This is a genomic window from Zobellella taiwanensis, assembly GCF_003012795.1.
In the GTDB taxonomy this organism is placed as follows: Bacteria; Pseudomonadota; Gammaproteobacteria; order Enterobacterales; family Aeromonadaceae; genus Oceanimonas; species Oceanimonas taiwanensis.
In genome coordinates, this window is sequence record NZ_PXYH01000017.1 from 62,432 (window position 1) to 77,387 (window position 14,956).

Here is a 14,956-nt window from a genome sequence, read left to right on the forward strand (position 1 = left end):
AAATGCCCTTCAAGACAAAGACACTTCTCATCACCGGCGGCACCGGTTCCTTTGGCAACGCCGTACTCAATCGCTTTCTCGATACTGACATTGCTGAGATCCGCATTTTCAGCCGTGACGAAAAGAAGCAGGACGATATGCGCAAGCGGTACGCCAATCCCAAGCTCAAGTTCTACATTGGCGATGTGCGTGACTATAACAGTGTACTCAACGCAACCCGTGGGGTGGATTATATCTACCATGCGGCGGCGCTTAAGCAGGTGCCCTCCTGCGAGTTTCACCCCATGGAGGCGGTAAAAACCAACGTGCTGGGCACCGAGAACGTGCTGGAAGCCGCCATTCAGAACGAGGTAAAGCGCGTTGTCTGTCTGAGTACCGACAAAGCGGTGTATCCCATCAATGCCATGGGCATTTCCAAGGCGATGATGGAAAAGGTGATGGTGGCCAAGTCGCGCAATGTCGATCCTGCCAAAACCGTGATCTGCGGCACCCGCTATGGCAACGTGATGGCATCCCGTGGCTCGGTGATTCCGTTGTTTGTGGATCAGATCCGTGCCGGCAAGGCGCTGACCATTACCGACCCCAATATGACCCGCTTTATGATGACCCTGGCCGACGCGGTGGATCTGGTGCTCTATGCCTTTGAGCATGGCAGCAACGGTGACTTGTTTGTACAAAAGGCACCGGCGGCAACCATTGAGACGCTGGCCCAGGCGCTAACCGGTTTAATGGACAAGCCGGATCACCCTATTAATGTGATTGGCACCCGTCATGGTGAAAAGCTGTTTGAAGCGCTGCTCAGCCGTGAAGAAATGGCCTGTGCCGAGGATCTGGGCGGTTACTACCGGGTGCCGCCGGATTTGCGCGACCTCAACTACGGCAAGTTTGTGGAGCAGGGCGAAGAAAAAATCTCCCACACCGAAGACTACAACTCCCACAACACCGAGCGGCTGGATGTGGCCGGCATGCAAAAACTGCTGCTCAAGCTCGACTTTATCCGTGCCCTGCAGCAGGGCGAATACATCAACCCGGAGGAATAAGCATGCGCGTGCTCATCACCGGCGCCCACGGCTTTGTGGGCCAGAACCTGGTGGCCCACCTCGGCGAGCGGGCCAATATCACCCTGGTGCCCTTTACCCGTGAGCATCGGCCGGCCGATTTGCCGGCGTTGCTGGAGGGGGTGGATTTTGTATTCCACCTGGCCGGCATTAACCGGCCGCAGGATCCCGCCGAGTTTGCCAGCGGCAATGCCGACCTTACCCGCAGCCTGTGCCAGGCCATTCGTGAGTCCGGTCGTGCTATTCCCGTGCTTTACACATCCTCCATTCAGGCCGAGCAGAGTAACCCTTACGGCCAAAGCAAACGCCAGGCCGAGCAGGCGTTGCTGGATTTGGCCGGGCAGCATGGCAGTGCCGTGCACCTGTTCCGCCTGCCCAATGTGTTTGGCAAGTGGGCCAGGCCCAACTACAACTCGGCGGTGGCCACCTTCTGCCACAACATCAGCCGTGATCTGCCCATTCACATCAACGATTCCGCCGCCGAAATCCGCCTGGTGTACATCGATGATGTTGTTCGCCATTTTGTGGCGGTCATGGAAGGGCAACTGGCCGGCAACCCCTTTGTGGCGGTGGCGCCGGAATACCGCATTACCGTGGGCGAGCTGGCCGGGCAGTTGCAGCGCTTTCGCGACAGCCGCACCAGCCTTATCAGCGAGCGGGTGGGCACCGGCCTGGTGCGGGCGCTCTATTCCACCTACCTCAGCTATTTGCCGCCCGAGCGCTTTACCTACCCGGTGCCCAAATACGGTGACGAACGCGGCGTGTTTGTGGAAATGCTCAAAACCCCCGATGCCGGCCAGTTCTCGTTTTTTACCGCCCATCCCGGTATTACCCGTGGCGGCCACTATCACCACTCCAAAACCGAAAAGTTTCTGGTGATCAAGGGCCAGGCCTGTTTTCGGTTTCGCCATATTATGAGCGGCGAGTTTTATGAGCTGTTCACCAGCGGCGAGCAGCCGGAAATAGTGGAAACCGTGCCGGGCTGGACCCACGATGTAACCAACGTGGGTAACGATGAAATGGCGGTCATGCTGTGGGCAAACGAAATTTTCGACCGCGAGCACCCGGACACTTATGCCCGCCCGGTGGGCTCCCAGGCCTGAGCAAGCAAAAGCAGGAATAATAATGAACAAGTTAAAAGTCATGACCGTAGTGGGCACCCGGCCCGAGATCATTCGCCTTTCCCGTGTGCTGTCGGCGCTGGATGCGCATTGTGAGCACATTCTGGTGCACACTGGCCAGAACTACGATTACGAGCTGAACGAGATCTTTTTTCAGGATCTGGGCATTCGCAAGCCGGATTATTTTCTTAACGCGGCCGGTGCCAGTGGTGCCGAGACCATTGGCAACGTGATTATTGCAGTAGACAAGGTGCTGGCCGAAGTGCAGCCCGAGGCACTGCTGGTGCTGGGCGACACCAACAGTTGCATGGCAGTGATCCCGGCCAAGCGCCGCAAGATCCCCACTTTTCATATGGAAGCGGGCAACCGCTGTTTCGACATGCGGGTGCCGGAAGAAATTAACCGCCGCATTGTGGATCACACCGCCGACATCAACCTTACCTACAGCACCATCGCCCGCGACTACCTGCTGCGCGAAGGGCTGGAGCCGGACCGAGTGATCAAAACCGGCAGCCCCATGTTCGAGGTGCTCAACCATTACCGTGGCGGCATAGAGGCTTCGAACGTGCTGGAGCGGCTGGGCCTGGAGGCCGGCAAGTTCTTTGTGGTGAGTGCCCACCGGGAAGAAAACGTCGATTCCGACAAAAACTTTCTCAAGCTGGTGAATATCCTTAACACCGTGGCCGAGCAGTTTGGCTACCCAGTGATTGTGTCTACCCATCCGCGCACCCAAAAACGGGTGGATGCCATGGGCGTTACCTTTCATGCCAATGTGCGCTTGCTCAAGCCGCTGGGCTTTAAGGATTACAACAAGCTGCAACTCACCGCCAAAGCGGTGCTGTCCGACAGCGGCACCATCAACGAGGAATCCTCCATCCTTAACTTTCCGGCGCTGAATATTCGCGAAGCCCACGAACGCCCGGAAGGCATGGAAGAAGCCGCCGCCATGATGGTGGGCCTGGAGCTGGAGCGGGTGCTGCAGGGCCTGCAGATCCTGGAAAGCCAGGCCAGAGGGGAAGAGCGCAGCCTGCGCCTGGTGGCCGACTACAGCATGCCCAACGTGGCCGATAAGGTAGTAAGAATTATTCACAGCTACCGGGATTATGTAATGCGTACCGTGTGGAAGCAGTATTGATGACCCGCAAACCTGTTAAAGTTGCTGTTATTAATCGCAGCTTTTGGCCGGTATACCCTGTAATCGGCGAAGCCCTTTTGCGATTTGCGGAAGGCGCATCGACCAAGGGATACTCTGTGTCGGTGATTATGCAGGATCATACTGGGATCAAGGCCCGGCTGATAAAAGAGGAGCGGGGAAAGGGTGTAGGCTTTTACCCTGCCAAAGCCTTAACTACTTCAGCTAGTGGTGTATTGTTCAGGGCATTTGATGCCATTTTTTTCATGTTTTGGGTGCTGGCGGTGTTGCTCTGGGTAAGACCCCAAAAGGTCTATATTTCTACGGATCCGCCGGTTGTTGTTCCTTTTATTGTTATGCTTTATAGCCGAGTGTTTGGTGCCGAGTATATCTATCACTTGCAGGATATCCATCCGGAAGCTGCTAACGTTGTTATACCGGTTAACAAGTGGGTGTATAAAATCCTGCTGAAGATGGATGCTCTGACCATGCGCAAGGCGAAGTGCCTGATCACCATCACCGAGCAGATGGCAGCTGAAATTAAAGCCAGATCAGGCACTACCGCACCTGTTCATGTGTTGGACAACCCGGCTGTATCATTCGACGGTATTGATACAACCAAATCCAAAATTCCGGGTTTCTCCTTCTGCGGCAATGCAGGACGGTTGCAGCGTATACCTTTGGTGCTTAATGCGATAGAAATGTACTTTACCCGGGGAGGCCAGCTTGCATTTAGTTTTGCAGGTGGTGGCGTATATGCAGACCAATTAAGATCCTTTTCTGAGAAATTCGAGCGTTTTCATTACCACGGCCTGGTTACTCCCACTGAGGCTGCTCAGATTAATGCGGATTACACCTGGGCCTTGCTGCCTATTGAAGATGATGTAACGCGGTTTGCTTTTCCCAGCAAGTCATCATCCTATATTTTTTCAGGTGCAAATATCCTGGCCGTTTGTGGTGAACATACGGGGGTGTCGCAATGGGTGAAGGAAAATCGCGTGGGTCTGGTTGTAAAACCAGAGGTTGAAGCATTGGCTGGCATTTTTTCAGAAATTGAAAATGGTACTGTAAATGAAGCCAGTGATCAAAATGCAAGGGAAATACTGAAGGCCAGGCTCAGGTTTGAGGTATTTGTAAGTGCGCTAGACAAGATAGTGCTGGAGTAACATGAATCTACTACTGACAGGTGCCACTGGTTTTCTGGGTGGCCGGCTTGCTGAGGTACTGCAGTCCAGTCAGGATATTAACCTGACTGCCGCCGTGCGCCGCCATGCTGAAGTATGGGCGGCTTGCATTGTTGAAGTGCAGGGGCTTGATGCCAACACTGACTGGACAGCAGCGCTGGCCGAACAACAAGTTGTTATTCACGCTGCTGCTCGTGCTCACATCATGAAAGATGAATTGGCGAATCCGCTGGCGGAGTACCGCAAGGTAAACGTAGATGGCACGCTAAACCTTGCCCGTCAAGCGGCTGCGGCAGGTGTAAAACGCTTTATCTTTATCAGCTCAATCAAGGTTAATGGTGAGCAAACGCCGTTGGGCAAACCCTTTACGGCAGAAGACGCTCCCGCACCGGAAGATGCCTATGGTATTTCCAAGCTGGAAGCCGAGCAGGGTTTGCAGCAACTGGCTGCCGAAACCGGTATGGAGGTGGTGATTATTCGGCCGCCACTGGTATATGGGCCAAACGTTAAGGGCAACTTTGCCAGCATGATCAAGCTGGTTCAAAAAGGCTTGCCCTTGCCATTAGGTGCCGTGCACAACCATCGCTCGCTGGTGGCGCTGGATAATCTGGTTGACCTTATTATCACCTGCATTGATCATCCCAGCGCCGCCAACCAGGTGTTTCTGGCCGGGGACGGGGAAGATCTTTCCACTACCGAGTTGTTGCGAGGGGTGGCCAGGGCCATGGGCAAGCCTGCCCGGCTTATCCCGGTGCCCGCCGGTTTGCTGCAGCTGGGGGCCACCATGCTGGGCAAAAAAGCCATGGCCCAGCGGCTGTTGGGCTCCTTGCAGGTGGATATTTCCAAGGCGCGTAACCTGTTGGGCTGGACGCCACCGCTTACGGTGGAACAAGGGCTTAAACGCTGTTTTGAAACTAAAAAGGGTTAATCCGTGATCCGTTTATTTGATATTGTGTTTTCCTTGCTGGGGCTTGTCTGCGCTTTCCCTGTGCTGCTGCTGCTGACGATTATCGGCCTGTTTGATACCGGCTCTCCCATTTTTCGCCAGGTGCGGGTTGGCCGGCACCAAAAGCCGTTTACCCTGGTCAAGTTCCGCACCATGAAGGTAGACACCGCCCATGTGGCCAGCCACCTGGCCAGCGCGTCTTCCATTACCAGGTTTGGTCACTTTTTGCGCCGTACCAAGCTGGATGAACTACCCCAGCTGTGGAACGTGCTCAAGGGTGAAATGAGCCTGGTGGGGCCACGCCCGGGTTTGTTCAACCAGGAAGAGCTTACCGCCGAGCGGGCCAGGCGCGGCGTGTACGATGCCCGCCCCGGCATTACCGGCCTTGCCCAGGTGAACGAAATTGATATGTCCACGCCCCAGTTGCTGGCGGAAACCGATCAAAAGATGATTCAGTCGCTCACGGTAAAAGACTATTTTCGCTATATCCTGATGACGGTAGCGGGCAAAGGCAGTGGTGACAGGGTCAAAAGCTGAGTTTTTATTACGGTGTAGGCATGCTATGCGGTGCCCAGTACACTGTTGAAGCCAAATAACAGAACACCCACGGGATAATAATGAACTCACTCATCCAATGGTTATTTGAACAGCCCAGAGGAACCAAGCGAACCATCAGCGTGCTGATGGATGTGCTGTTTATCGGCTTTGCCTTTTGGGCGGCTTTTGTGCTGCGGCTGGAGTCGCTGGCCGTGCTGGGCTCTGCCGCCCACTGGCTGGTATTGCTGGTGATGCTGCCGGTGTCGTTGCTGTGCTTTGTGCGGCTGGGGCTGTACCGGGCTGTGCTGCGCTATTTGGGCTATCACGCCATTGTTACCATGGTAGCGGGTATTGTGATATCGGCCGTGGCCATGGTAGTGGCTGCTTACTACCTTAATGCCCAACTGCCGCGCTCGGTGCCCGTTATTTATGCCGTGCTGGCCCTGGTGCTGTGCGGCGGGGCGCGTTCCACTGCCCGGGCGCTTTATAACCAAAGCACCAAGCGGTTTAAGGAGCCGGTGATTATTTACGGTGCCGGCGACGCGGGGCGGCAGCTGAATACGTCTTTGCTGCATGGCAACGAATACCGGGCGGTGGCCTTTGTGGATGACGACCCCGCCATGCATGGCTCTTTGCTGCACGGGCTTACGGTGTTTGCCCCACAAGACATGGAAGCGCTGATGGTGCGTTTTAACGCCCGCAAGTTGCTGCTGGCCATGCCCAGCATCAGCCGCCAGCGCCGGCGCGATATTGTAGACGGGCTCGAAGGCCTGCCGCTGGAAATTCTTACCATCCCCGGCATGGCCGATATGGTCAGTGGCCGCGCCAGGGTTAACGAGCTGCAGGAAATCAGCATTGAAGATCTGCTTGGGCGCGATCCGGAGGAGCCCTTTCCCGAACTGATTTCGGCCAATATTCGTGGCAAGGTGGTGATGGTAACCGGGGCCGGTGGTTCCATTGGTTCCGAGCTGTGCCGGCAAATTATCCAGCAGGGGCCCCAGGCGCTGGTACTGTTCGAAAACTCCGAATATGCCCTTTACCAGATTGATCAGGAACTCAACAACCTTTGCCGGCAGGCGGGCTGGTCTATTCGCATTGTGCCCATTATGGCCTCGGTGCAGCGGCAAAACCGGCTGGAAGCGGTAATGAAGTCGTTTGGCGTGCAAACGGTTTACCATGCGGCTGCCTGCAAGCATGTACCCCTGGTGGAATACAACGTGGTGGAAGGGGTGCGCAACAATGTGTTCGGCACCTGGCGCACTGCCGAGGCGGCCATTAACTGCGGGGTGGAAACCTTTGTGCTTATTTCCACCGACAAGGCGGTGCGGCCCACCAACGTAATGGGCACCAGCAAGCGCCTGGCCGAGCTGGTGCTGCAGGGGCTGGCCATGCGCCAGAGCAACACCCGCTTTTGCATGGTGCGCTTTGGTAATGTGCTGGGCTCTTCGGGCTCTGTGGTGCCGCTGTTTAAAAAGCAAATTCGCGCCGGCGGGCCCATTACCCTTACTCATAAAGACATTACCCGTTACTTTATGACCATTCCCGAGGCGGCGCAATTGGTTATTCAGGCCGGGGCCATGGGCAAGGGTGGCGATGTGTTTGTGCTGGACATGGGCGAGCCGGTTAGAATTATTGACCTTGCCCGCAAGATGATTCGGTTAATGGGCTATGAGGTAAAAGACGCCAAACACCCGGACGGCGACATAGAAATTCGGGTTACCGGCCTGCGCCCCGGCGAGAAGCTGTATGAAGAGCTGCTGATTGGCGGCAACGAGCAACCCACCCGCCACCCGCGCATTCGCACTGCTCATGAGGTGCACCTGCCCTGGCAGGACATGGCTGCCCTGTTGCAGGAGCTGAACACCGCCTGCGAGCAATATAACCAGCCCCGCATTCGCGAACTGCTGCTGCAGGCGCCCACGGCGTTCAACCCCCAGGACGGCATTTGCGACCTAGTATGGCAGCAAAGCCAGGCTGCATTGCCGCCGGCGGGAGATGACAATAAAGTGGTAGCGCTGGTGAGGTGAGTTTTTAGTGATGAGTTGTGAATGTTGAGTTTTTGGTGGTGATTGAATGCCCGTTGTTTGATGTGACAGCGGGCATTTTTGTTTTTTGCGGGCTATGGTCTTCCGTGCATGTTGTAGGCACCGCTTTAGCGGGGCAATCGCTTTGGAGCGCGGGCGGCTCGCCCGCAATAGCGCCGGCAGGCGCTTTAAGGTTGCCGCTTCGCGCCAAATTGCAGGCGGGCCGCCTGCGCTCCACATGAGATGTGCATTTTGTGTAGGCCCCGTTTTAACGGGGCAGGGGTGCTACATGTGGGATGGTTTGCCCGGATAAATCCGGGCCTACAACGGAATAAAACAACAAGGAGAGCACATGACCAAGGGACTGGAGATTTTGCATCACGGGGCGGTGAACGGGGTTACCGGCTCGTGTCATGAATTGCGCGCGGGCGATGCCGGCATTTTGATTGACTGCGGTCTGTTTCAGGGGCTGGAAGGCAAGCGCGAGCTGGCCATCGACTTTGATATTGCCCACATCAAGGCGCTGGTGGTTACCCATGTGCATATCGACCACGTGGGCCGGCTGCCTTACCTGATGGCAGCGGGGTTCAACGGGCCCATCTATTGCTCGCAGCCCTCCGCTTTGTTGCTGCCGGCCATGCTGGAAGACGCGCTGAAAATCGGCTTCACCCGTAATGAGCAGCTCATTAACCGGGTGCTCAAGCTGCTCGCATCGCGCTTGCGGCCCTTGCCCTATAACCAGTGGCAGCCAGTGGAAGGCAGTAACATTGCCATTCGGCTGCAGCGGGCCGGGCATATTCTGGGCTCGGCCTATGTGGAGTGCGAGGTGGCTGGCCAACGGGTGGTGTTCAGCGGTGATCTGGGTGCGCCCCATTCGCCGCTGCTGGTGTCGCCGGCCCCGCCCGAGCGCTGCCATGTGCTGGTGCTGGAAAGCACCTACGGTGATAAAAACCATGAAAGCCGGCATGATCGCCGCCTGCGGCTGAAGGCGGCGGTGGAGCATGCGCTGGAAGACGGCGGCACCTTGCTGATCCCGGCATTTAGTCTGGGGCGCACCCAAGACCTGCTTTATGAGCTGGAAAGCCTGATTGCCGAATTTGGCGGCCAGCAGGCAGCGCCGGGCCTGCCCTGGAACGAGCTGGAGGTGGTGGTGGATTCTCCCCTGGCGGCCAATTTTACCCAGCTTTACCGCGAGCTTAAGCCGTTCTGGAACGCAGAGGCCCGGGAGCGGGTAAGCGAAGGGCGGCATCCGCTGTCGTTTGAGCAGTTAACCGTGGTGAATTCCCATAACGATCACCTTAATGCGGTGGGTTACCTGGCCCGCTCCCACAAGCCCTGCGTGGTGCTGGCGGGCTCCGGCATGTGTGCCGGCGGCCGGGTGGTAAATTACTTGAAGGCGCTGCTCAATGATCCGCGCAACGATGTGCTGTTTGTGGGGTATCAGGCAGAGGGCACGCCGGGGCGGGATATTCTGGATCACGACCCCAAAGGCGGCTGGGTAGAACTGGACGGCGAGCGCTATCACATTAAAGCACGAGTGCACCAGGTAAGCGGTTATTCCGCCCACGCCGGGCAGGAGGATTTAATAAACTTCGCCACCGGCATTGCCCCGCCGCCCCGGCAGATACGCCTTATCCACGGCGAAGCCAACGCCAAAGCAGCACTGCAGGCGCGGCTGAAGGAGTTGCTGCCGGAAACGGAAGTGGTGATAGGGGAGTAGCGGCAGCGGTTTTGGAGCGCGGGCGGCTCGCCCGCTATTGGCGCGCAGCGGCAAGGTTTTTGAGCGCCCTTGCGGTCGCTAATGCAGGCGAGCCGCCTGCGCTCCACGTAGGGCGCACATCTTGTCTCGTTCCCACGCTCTGCGCTCAACAACACGTAGGGTGGAGCGGTAGGGACAAAACGCTAAGGAAGTCATTGCGATGACAGAAATCATACCGCTTAAGCATTATCACTTTCTGGGTGAGCTGGTATCTTTGCCCTTTGTTGAAGCCGTATACCTGTTTGGCTCAAGAGCGCGCGGCGACCACAGAGAGCGATCCGATATCGACCTGGCCGTTTTTTGCCCGAGTGCAAGTGCGCAGGACTGGCTGCAAGTGCTGGCCATTGTTGAGCAGGCCGATACGCTATTGACGATAGATTGTGTCCGTCTGGATGCCGAGCCCGAAAACAGTCCGTTACGGGCGGCGATAGAGCGAGATAAAAAGGTACTGTATGAGCGTTGATCTGAACCTGGAGCTGCTGGGTAAGGCCCTGGCCCGTTTGCAGGAGTCCCTGGATTTTCCGGCCAGTCAGCCGCTGGTGGTGGACGCCAGTATCCAGCGGTTTGAGTTTTGCATTGAACTTACCTGGAAAACACTGAAAAAGGCACTGGCCATGGAGGGTATTGCGGCCAATACGCCCAGAGAGTGTTTGCAGCAGGCCTATGCGGCCCATTGGCTGCAGAATGAAAGCGAATGGCTCTCTATGCTCAAAGACCGGAATCTTACGTCTCACACCTATAAGGAAGAGGTGGCGCTGGATATTTACCAACGGCTGCCAGCACATTTGCGTGCCATGCAGGCACTGCATCAACTGCTTGGCCAGCGTTTTGACGCATAGGCACTAGCGGCCTTGGAGCGCGGGTATTATCCCCGAATGGGGGTGGCTCGCCCGCATTAGCGCCGGCAGGCGCTTTAGGTTGCCGCTTCGCGCCAATTTGCAGGCGGGCCGCCTGCGCTCCACTTAGAGTGCATATCTTGTAGGCACCGCTTTAGCGGGGCAGCTGTGCTACATGTGGCATGGTTTGCCCGGATAAATCCGGGCCTACAAGGTCAGGGGTTTTGGAGCGCGGGCCGCTGGCCCGCATTAGCGCCGGCAGGCGCTTTAGGTTGCCGCTTCGCGCCAATTTGCAGGCGGGCCGCCTGCGCTCCACCATCCGCCAGGCGCCAGTAGCATGTTACACTGCAGGCCGGTTGGCATTGCGGGAGAGCATCATGACCAGGCGTAAACTGCCTATAGGTATACAAACCTTCGGGGAGATCATTGCCGGGGGCTATTACTATGTGGACAAAACCCCCTTTATTTATCGCCTGATTGAAGAGGGGAAATACTATTTTCTCTCCCGCCCGCGCCGTTTTGGCAAAAGCCTGCTGCTCGACACCCTGCACCAGTTGTTCGCGGCCAAAGAGCCCTTGTTCCGGGGGCTGTTTATTCACGATAAATGGGACTGGTCGCGACCCCGGCCGGTGGTGCGCCTGGGGTTTGGCAGCGGGGTGATGAAAACCCGGGAAGAGCTGGAAGCCCATATCCGCTACCAGCTGCGTATTAACCGGGAGCGTTTGAATATTGCCGTTGGTGAGGCGGAAGATATTTCTGCCGAGTTTGACGAGCTGCTGCGCAAAACCCATGAGCAATACGGCGAGCAGGTGGTGGTGCTGATCGACGAATACGACAAGCCCATTCTCGACAATATCACCGAGCCCGGCGTGGCCGCCGAACAGCGCGAAGGGCTGAAAAACCTTTATTCGGTGCTGAAAGACGCTGATCCGCACCTGTGCTTTTGCCTGCTGACCGGCGTGTCGAAATTCAGCAAGGTCAGTTTGTTCTCTGGGCTGAACAACCTTAACGACATCAGCCTGGACGCACCCTACAGCGCCATTTGTGGTTATACCGAGCAGGATGTGGATGCCACGTTTGCCCCCGAGCTGCCGGGGCTGGACCGGGCGCAGATCAAAACCTGGTACAACGGCTACAACTGGGGCGGCGAAGCGGTATACAACCCCTTTGATGTGTTGCTGTTGCTGCAAAAGCGGGTGTTTTCGTCCTACTGGTTTGAAACCGCCACGCCTACGTTTTTGGTGACGGTGCTGGCGGAGCGGGGCCTTTACAGCCCGCAGTTCAGCCGTTTGCATGCCCGTGAAGCGCTGCTGTCCCGTTTTGATGTGGACAATATCAGCACCGAAGCGCTGATGTTTCAGACCGGCTATCTCACCATTAAAAAATCTGAACAGCTGCTGCCTGGCCGCACCGTCTATCAGCTGGGTTTTCCCAACCTGGAAGTGGAAACCAGCCTGAACGAGGCCCTGCTGCCGGCGCTGGGCGTGGAGAACGTGTTCACCGACGACAGGCTGATTGCCTTGCCCGGCCTGTTGCGAAACAACGACTTTGCCGGGCTGGAGCAGCATTTTCGCTCGCTGTTTGCGGCGCTGCCCCACGACTGGTATCGCAATAATCCCATTGCCCGCTATGAGGGGCATTACGCCAGCGTGTTTTACAGCCACATGGCGGCGCTGGGGTTTGGCATTACGGTGGAAGATGCCTCCAACACCGGCAAGGTGGACATGGCGCTGGAATTTAATGGCCATGTCTATCTGTTTGAGTTCAAGGTGGTGGAGCAGGTGCCTGAGGGCAAGGCACTGCAGCAGCTGAAAGACCGCAATTATGCAGAAAAATACCGTGCCCGCGGCCTGCCTGTTTATTTGATGGGGGTGGAGTTCTCCCGGGAGCAACGGCAGATAGTCGCGTTTGAATATGAGCTGGATGCCTGACAGTGTGGAGCGCGGGTAAGCATTGGAGCGCGGGCGGCTCGCCCGCTATTGGCGCGCAGCGGCAAGGTTTTTGAGCGCCCTTGCGGTCGCTAATGCAGGCGAGCCGCCTGCGCTCCACAATACCTGCGCTCCACAATACCGCGCTCCCAAAATCATACTAATTGCTTGCACTCATCTGCATATCACCGGAAAATCTGCTGATTTCAATTAATAAAAAGAGATAAACAATGACCATTCTGGTAACCGGCGGAGCCGGGTATATTGGCTCTCACACTGTGGTGGAGCTGCTGAACGCCGGTAATAATGTGCTGGTGCTGGATAACCTGTCCAACTCTTCTTCCGAATCACTGAAACGTGTGGAGCAAATCACCGGCAAGGTGGTGCCCTTTGTGAAAGGGGATATTCGTGACTCGGCCCTGCTGGAGCGGGTGTTTGCCGAGCACAGCATTAATGCGGTGGTGCATTTTGCCGGGCTGAAGGCAGTGGGCGAGAGTGTGCAAAAGCCACTTGAGTATTACGACAACAATGTTAACGGCACCCTGGTGCTGGTGGATGCCATGCGCAAGGCCGGGGTGTTCAGGCTGGTGTTCAGCTCGTCGGCTACCGTGTATGGCGAGCCGTCTCATATGCCGATTGGCGAGGATGTTGCCGTTGGTGGTACCACCAATCCCTACGGCACCTCCAAGCTGATGGTAGAGCGTATATTGCAGGATTTGGCTGCTTCCGATAGCCGCTGGTCCATTGCCCTGTTGCGTTATTTTAATCCGGTGGGGGCCCATGAGTCCGGCTTGATTGGTGAAGATCCCAATGGTATTCCCAACAATCTTGTGCCCTTTATCGCCCAGGTGGCGATTGGCCGGCTCGATAAGCTGTCGGTGTTTGGTGGTGATTACGCCACCACCGATGGCACCGGCGTACGCGATTACATTCATGTGGTGGATTTGGCGTTGGGGCATCTCAGGGCGCTGGAGCGAATTGCCGGGCATCCCGGTGTGAGCATTTACAACCTGGGCACCGGCCAGGGGTATTCGGTGTTGCAAATGGTGCGCGCGTTTGAGCAGGCCAGCGGGCGGAATGTGCCCTATGCCATTGTGGCCCGGCGGCCGGGGGATGTAGCCGAATGCTGGGCCAACCCTGCCAAGGCAAAACAGGAGCTGGGCTGGGTGGCCGAGCGCGATTTGGCGCAAATGATGGCGGATACCTGGCGCTGGCAGTTGCAAAACCCGCTGGGGTATGGCGGCTAGGCGCAACGGGCTTTGGGTTCACGCTGCGCGCGAAATGCAGGCGGGCCGCCTGCGCTCCGTTTGGGTTGTGCCCTCGGTGCGGTGCTTGCTGGTTGGGGCGCGGGCGGCTCGCCCGCAATGGGGTGGCGCCGTGCTACACTGTCGGCCTTATCTGTTTGGTGGGAGCAGTAATATGACCCAGCGCAAGTTGCCCATAGGGGTGCAGTCGTTTGAAAAAATCCGTACCGGTGATTATTACTATGTGGATAAAACGTCCTACATCCACCGGTTGATCGAGCAGGCCGGCTACTATTTTCTCTCCCGCCCGCGCCGTTTTGGCAAAAGCCTGCTGCTCGATACCCTGCACCAGCTGTTCGAGGCGAAAGAGCCGCTGTTCCGCGGCCTGTTTATTCACAACAAGTGGGACTGGTCCCGACCCCGGCCGGTGATCCGCCTGGGCTTTGGCAGCGGGGTGATGAACGGACGGGAGCTGCTGGATCAGAATATCCATGAGCAACTGAACGAGCAGGCCGTGCGGCTGGGGGTGACCCTGGTCAACCAGACCATCGGCGGCCGCTTTGCCGAGCTTATCCGCCGCACCCATGAGCAATATGGCGAGCGGGTGGCGGTGCTGATTGACGAATACGACAAGCCGATACTGGACAATATCACCAACGCCCCCGTCGCCACCGAGCTGCGTGAGGGGCTGAAAAACCTGTATTCGGTGTTGAAGGATGCCGACCCGCATTTGTGCTTTTGCCTGCTGACCGGGGTGTCCAAGTTCAGCAAGGTGAGCCTGTTTTCGGGGTTGAACAACCTTAACGACATCACCCTGGATGCGCCCTTCAGTGCCATTTGCGGCTATACCGAGCAGGATGTAGATACGGTGTTCGCCCCCGAGCTGGCGGGGCTTGACCGGGAGCAAATCAAAACCTGGTACAACGGTTACAACTGGGGTGGCGAGGCGGTGTACAACCCGTTTGATGTGCTGCTGCTGTTGCAGAAACGGGAGTTTCGCGCCTATTGGTTTGAGAGTGCGACGCCCACCTTTTTGGTGAAGATGCTGGCGGAGCGGGGGTTTTTCACACCGCAACTGGACCGTCTGGAAAGCCCGCTCAACCTGCTGGGGCGGTTCGACGTGGACGACATCAGCACCGAGGCGCTGCTGTTCCAGACCGGTTATCTCACCATCCGCCGCAAGGAAG

13 protein-coding genes are annotated in these 14,956 nt (G+C 57.0%); all 13 read left to right on the forward strand.

The window, feature by feature from the left end; genetic code table 11:
- Positions 1-2: 2 nt before the first annotated feature.
- A complete protein-coding gene (locus C7I36_RS12495; RefSeq protein ID WP_106454029.1) occupies positions 3-1,040 on the forward strand; it encodes a polysaccharide biosynthesis protein in 1,038 nt (345 codons plus the stop codon).
- A gap of 2 nt (positions 1,041-1,042) precedes the next feature.
- A complete protein-coding gene (gene wbjC / locus C7I36_RS12500) occupies positions 1,043-2,161 on the forward strand; it encodes a UDP-2-acetamido-2,6-beta-L-arabino-hexul-4-ose reductase (RefSeq protein ID WP_106454030.1) in 1,119 nt (372 codons plus the stop codon).
- Positions 2,162-2,183: 22 nt separating this feature from the next.
- On the forward strand, positions 2,184-3,314 hold the full coding sequence (gene wecB / locus C7I36_RS12505) for a non-hydrolyzing UDP-N-acetylglucosamine 2-epimerase (RefSeq protein ID WP_106454031.1): 1,131 nt from the start codon (positions 2,184-2,186) through the stop codon (positions 3,312-3,314).
- On the forward strand, positions 3,314-4,477 hold the full coding sequence (locus C7I36_RS12510; RefSeq protein ID WP_106454032.1) for a glycosyltransferase: 1,164 nt from the start codon (positions 3,314-3,316) through the stop codon (positions 4,475-4,477). Before wecB ends, C7I36_RS12510 begins: the two co-directional genes overlap by 1 nt.
- 1 nt (position 4,478) lies before the next feature.
- The gene (locus C7I36_RS12515) at positions 4,479-5,423 is read left to right on the forward strand and encodes a UDP-glucose 4-epimerase family protein (protein ID WP_106454033.1); all 945 of its coding nucleotides are present in this window, start codon (positions 4,479-4,481) and stop codon (positions 5,421-5,423) included.
- 3 nt (positions 5,424-5,426) lie between these two features.
- On the forward strand, positions 5,427-5,978 hold the full coding sequence (locus tag C7I36_RS12520; RefSeq protein ID WP_106454034.1) for a sugar transferase: 552 nt from the start codon (positions 5,427-5,429) through the stop codon (positions 5,976-5,978).
- Between the two features lie 80 nt (positions 5,979-6,058).
- On the forward strand, positions 6,059-8,005 hold the full coding sequence (locus C7I36_RS12525) for a polysaccharide biosynthesis protein (RefSeq protein ID WP_106454035.1): 1,947 nt from the start codon (positions 6,059-6,061) through the stop codon (positions 8,003-8,005).
- A gap of 349 nt (positions 8,006-8,354) precedes the next feature.
- Positions 8,355-9,722, forward strand: coding sequence for an MBL fold metallo-hydrolase (locus C7I36_RS12530; protein WP_106454036.1), 1,368 nt, complete (start codon positions 8,355-8,357; stop codon positions 9,720-9,722).
- 199 nt (positions 9,723-9,921) lie between these two features.
- Positions 9,922-10,224, forward strand: a complete 303-nt coding sequence (locus C7I36_RS12535; protein ID WP_106454037.1) for a nucleotidyltransferase domain-containing protein — start codon at positions 9,922-9,924, stop codon at positions 10,222-10,224.
- Positions 10,214-10,600, forward strand: coding sequence for an HI0074 family nucleotidyltransferase substrate-binding subunit (locus C7I36_RS12540; RefSeq protein WP_106454038.1), 387 nt, complete (start codon positions 10,214-10,216; stop codon positions 10,598-10,600). Before C7I36_RS12535 ends, C7I36_RS12540 begins: the two co-directional genes overlap by 11 nt.
- Positions 10,601-10,974: 374 nt before the next feature.
- Entirely contained in the window at positions 10,975-12,528 is a 1,554-nt protein-coding gene (locus tag C7I36_RS12545; protein WP_106454039.1) for an ATP-binding protein, read from the forward strand.
- Between the two features lie 227 nt (positions 12,529-12,755).
- Positions 12,756-13,772: a UDP-glucose 4-epimerase GalE gene (gene galE / locus C7I36_RS12550; protein ID WP_106454040.1), complete on the forward strand. Its 1,017-nt coding sequence runs from the start codon at positions 12,756-12,758 to the stop codon at positions 13,770-13,772.
- A 172-nt stretch (positions 13,773-13,944) separates the two neighbouring features.
- The coding region (locus C7I36_RS12555) for an ATP-binding protein (RefSeq protein WP_181256364.1) at positions 13,945-14,956 on the forward strand (1,012 nt) is incomplete at its 3' end.

What these genes read in the sequence shown, in the direction of transcription:
- C7I36_RS12530 (WP_106454036.1), top strand. Translation starts at nt 8,355, where the DNA reads ATGACCAAGGGACTGGAGATTTTGCATCACGGGGCGGTGAACGGGGTT.
- C7I36_RS12495 (WP_106454029.1), top strand. Translation starts at nt 3, where the DNA reads ATGCCCTTCAAGACAAAGACACTTCTCATCACCGGCGGCACCGGTTCC.
- galE (WP_106454040.1), top strand. Translation starts at nt 12,756, where the DNA reads ATGACCATTCTGGTAACCGGCGGAGCCGGGTATATTGGCTCTCACACT.
- C7I36_RS12535 (WP_106454037.1), top strand. Translation starts at nt 9,922, where the DNA reads ATGACAGAAATCATACCGCTTAAGCATTATCACTTTCTGGGTGAGCTG.
- C7I36_RS12540 (WP_106454038.1), top strand. Translation starts at nt 10,214, where the DNA reads ATGAGCGTTGATCTGAACCTGGAGCTGCTGGGTAAGGCCCTGGCCCGT.
- C7I36_RS12515 (WP_106454033.1), top strand. Translation starts at nt 4,479, where the DNA reads ATGAATCTACTACTGACAGGTGCCACTGGTTTTCTGGGTGGCCGGCTT.
- C7I36_RS12545 (WP_106454039.1), top strand. Translation starts at nt 10,975, where the DNA reads ATGACCAGGCGTAAACTGCCTATAGGTATACAAACCTTCGGGGAGATC.
- wbjC (WP_106454030.1), top strand. Translation starts at nt 1,043, where the DNA reads ATGCGCGTGCTCATCACCGGCGCCCACGGCTTTGTGGGCCAGAACCTG.
- C7I36_RS12525 (WP_106454035.1), top strand. Translation starts at nt 6,059, where the DNA reads ATGAACTCACTCATCCAATGGTTATTTGAACAGCCCAGAGGAACCAAG.
- C7I36_RS12510 (WP_106454032.1), top strand. Translation starts at nt 3,314, where the DNA reads ATGACCCGCAAACCTGTTAAAGTTGCTGTTATTAATCGCAGCTTTTGG.
- wecB (WP_106454031.1), top strand. Translation starts at nt 2,184, where the DNA reads ATGAACAAGTTAAAAGTCATGACCGTAGTGGGCACCCGGCCCGAGATC.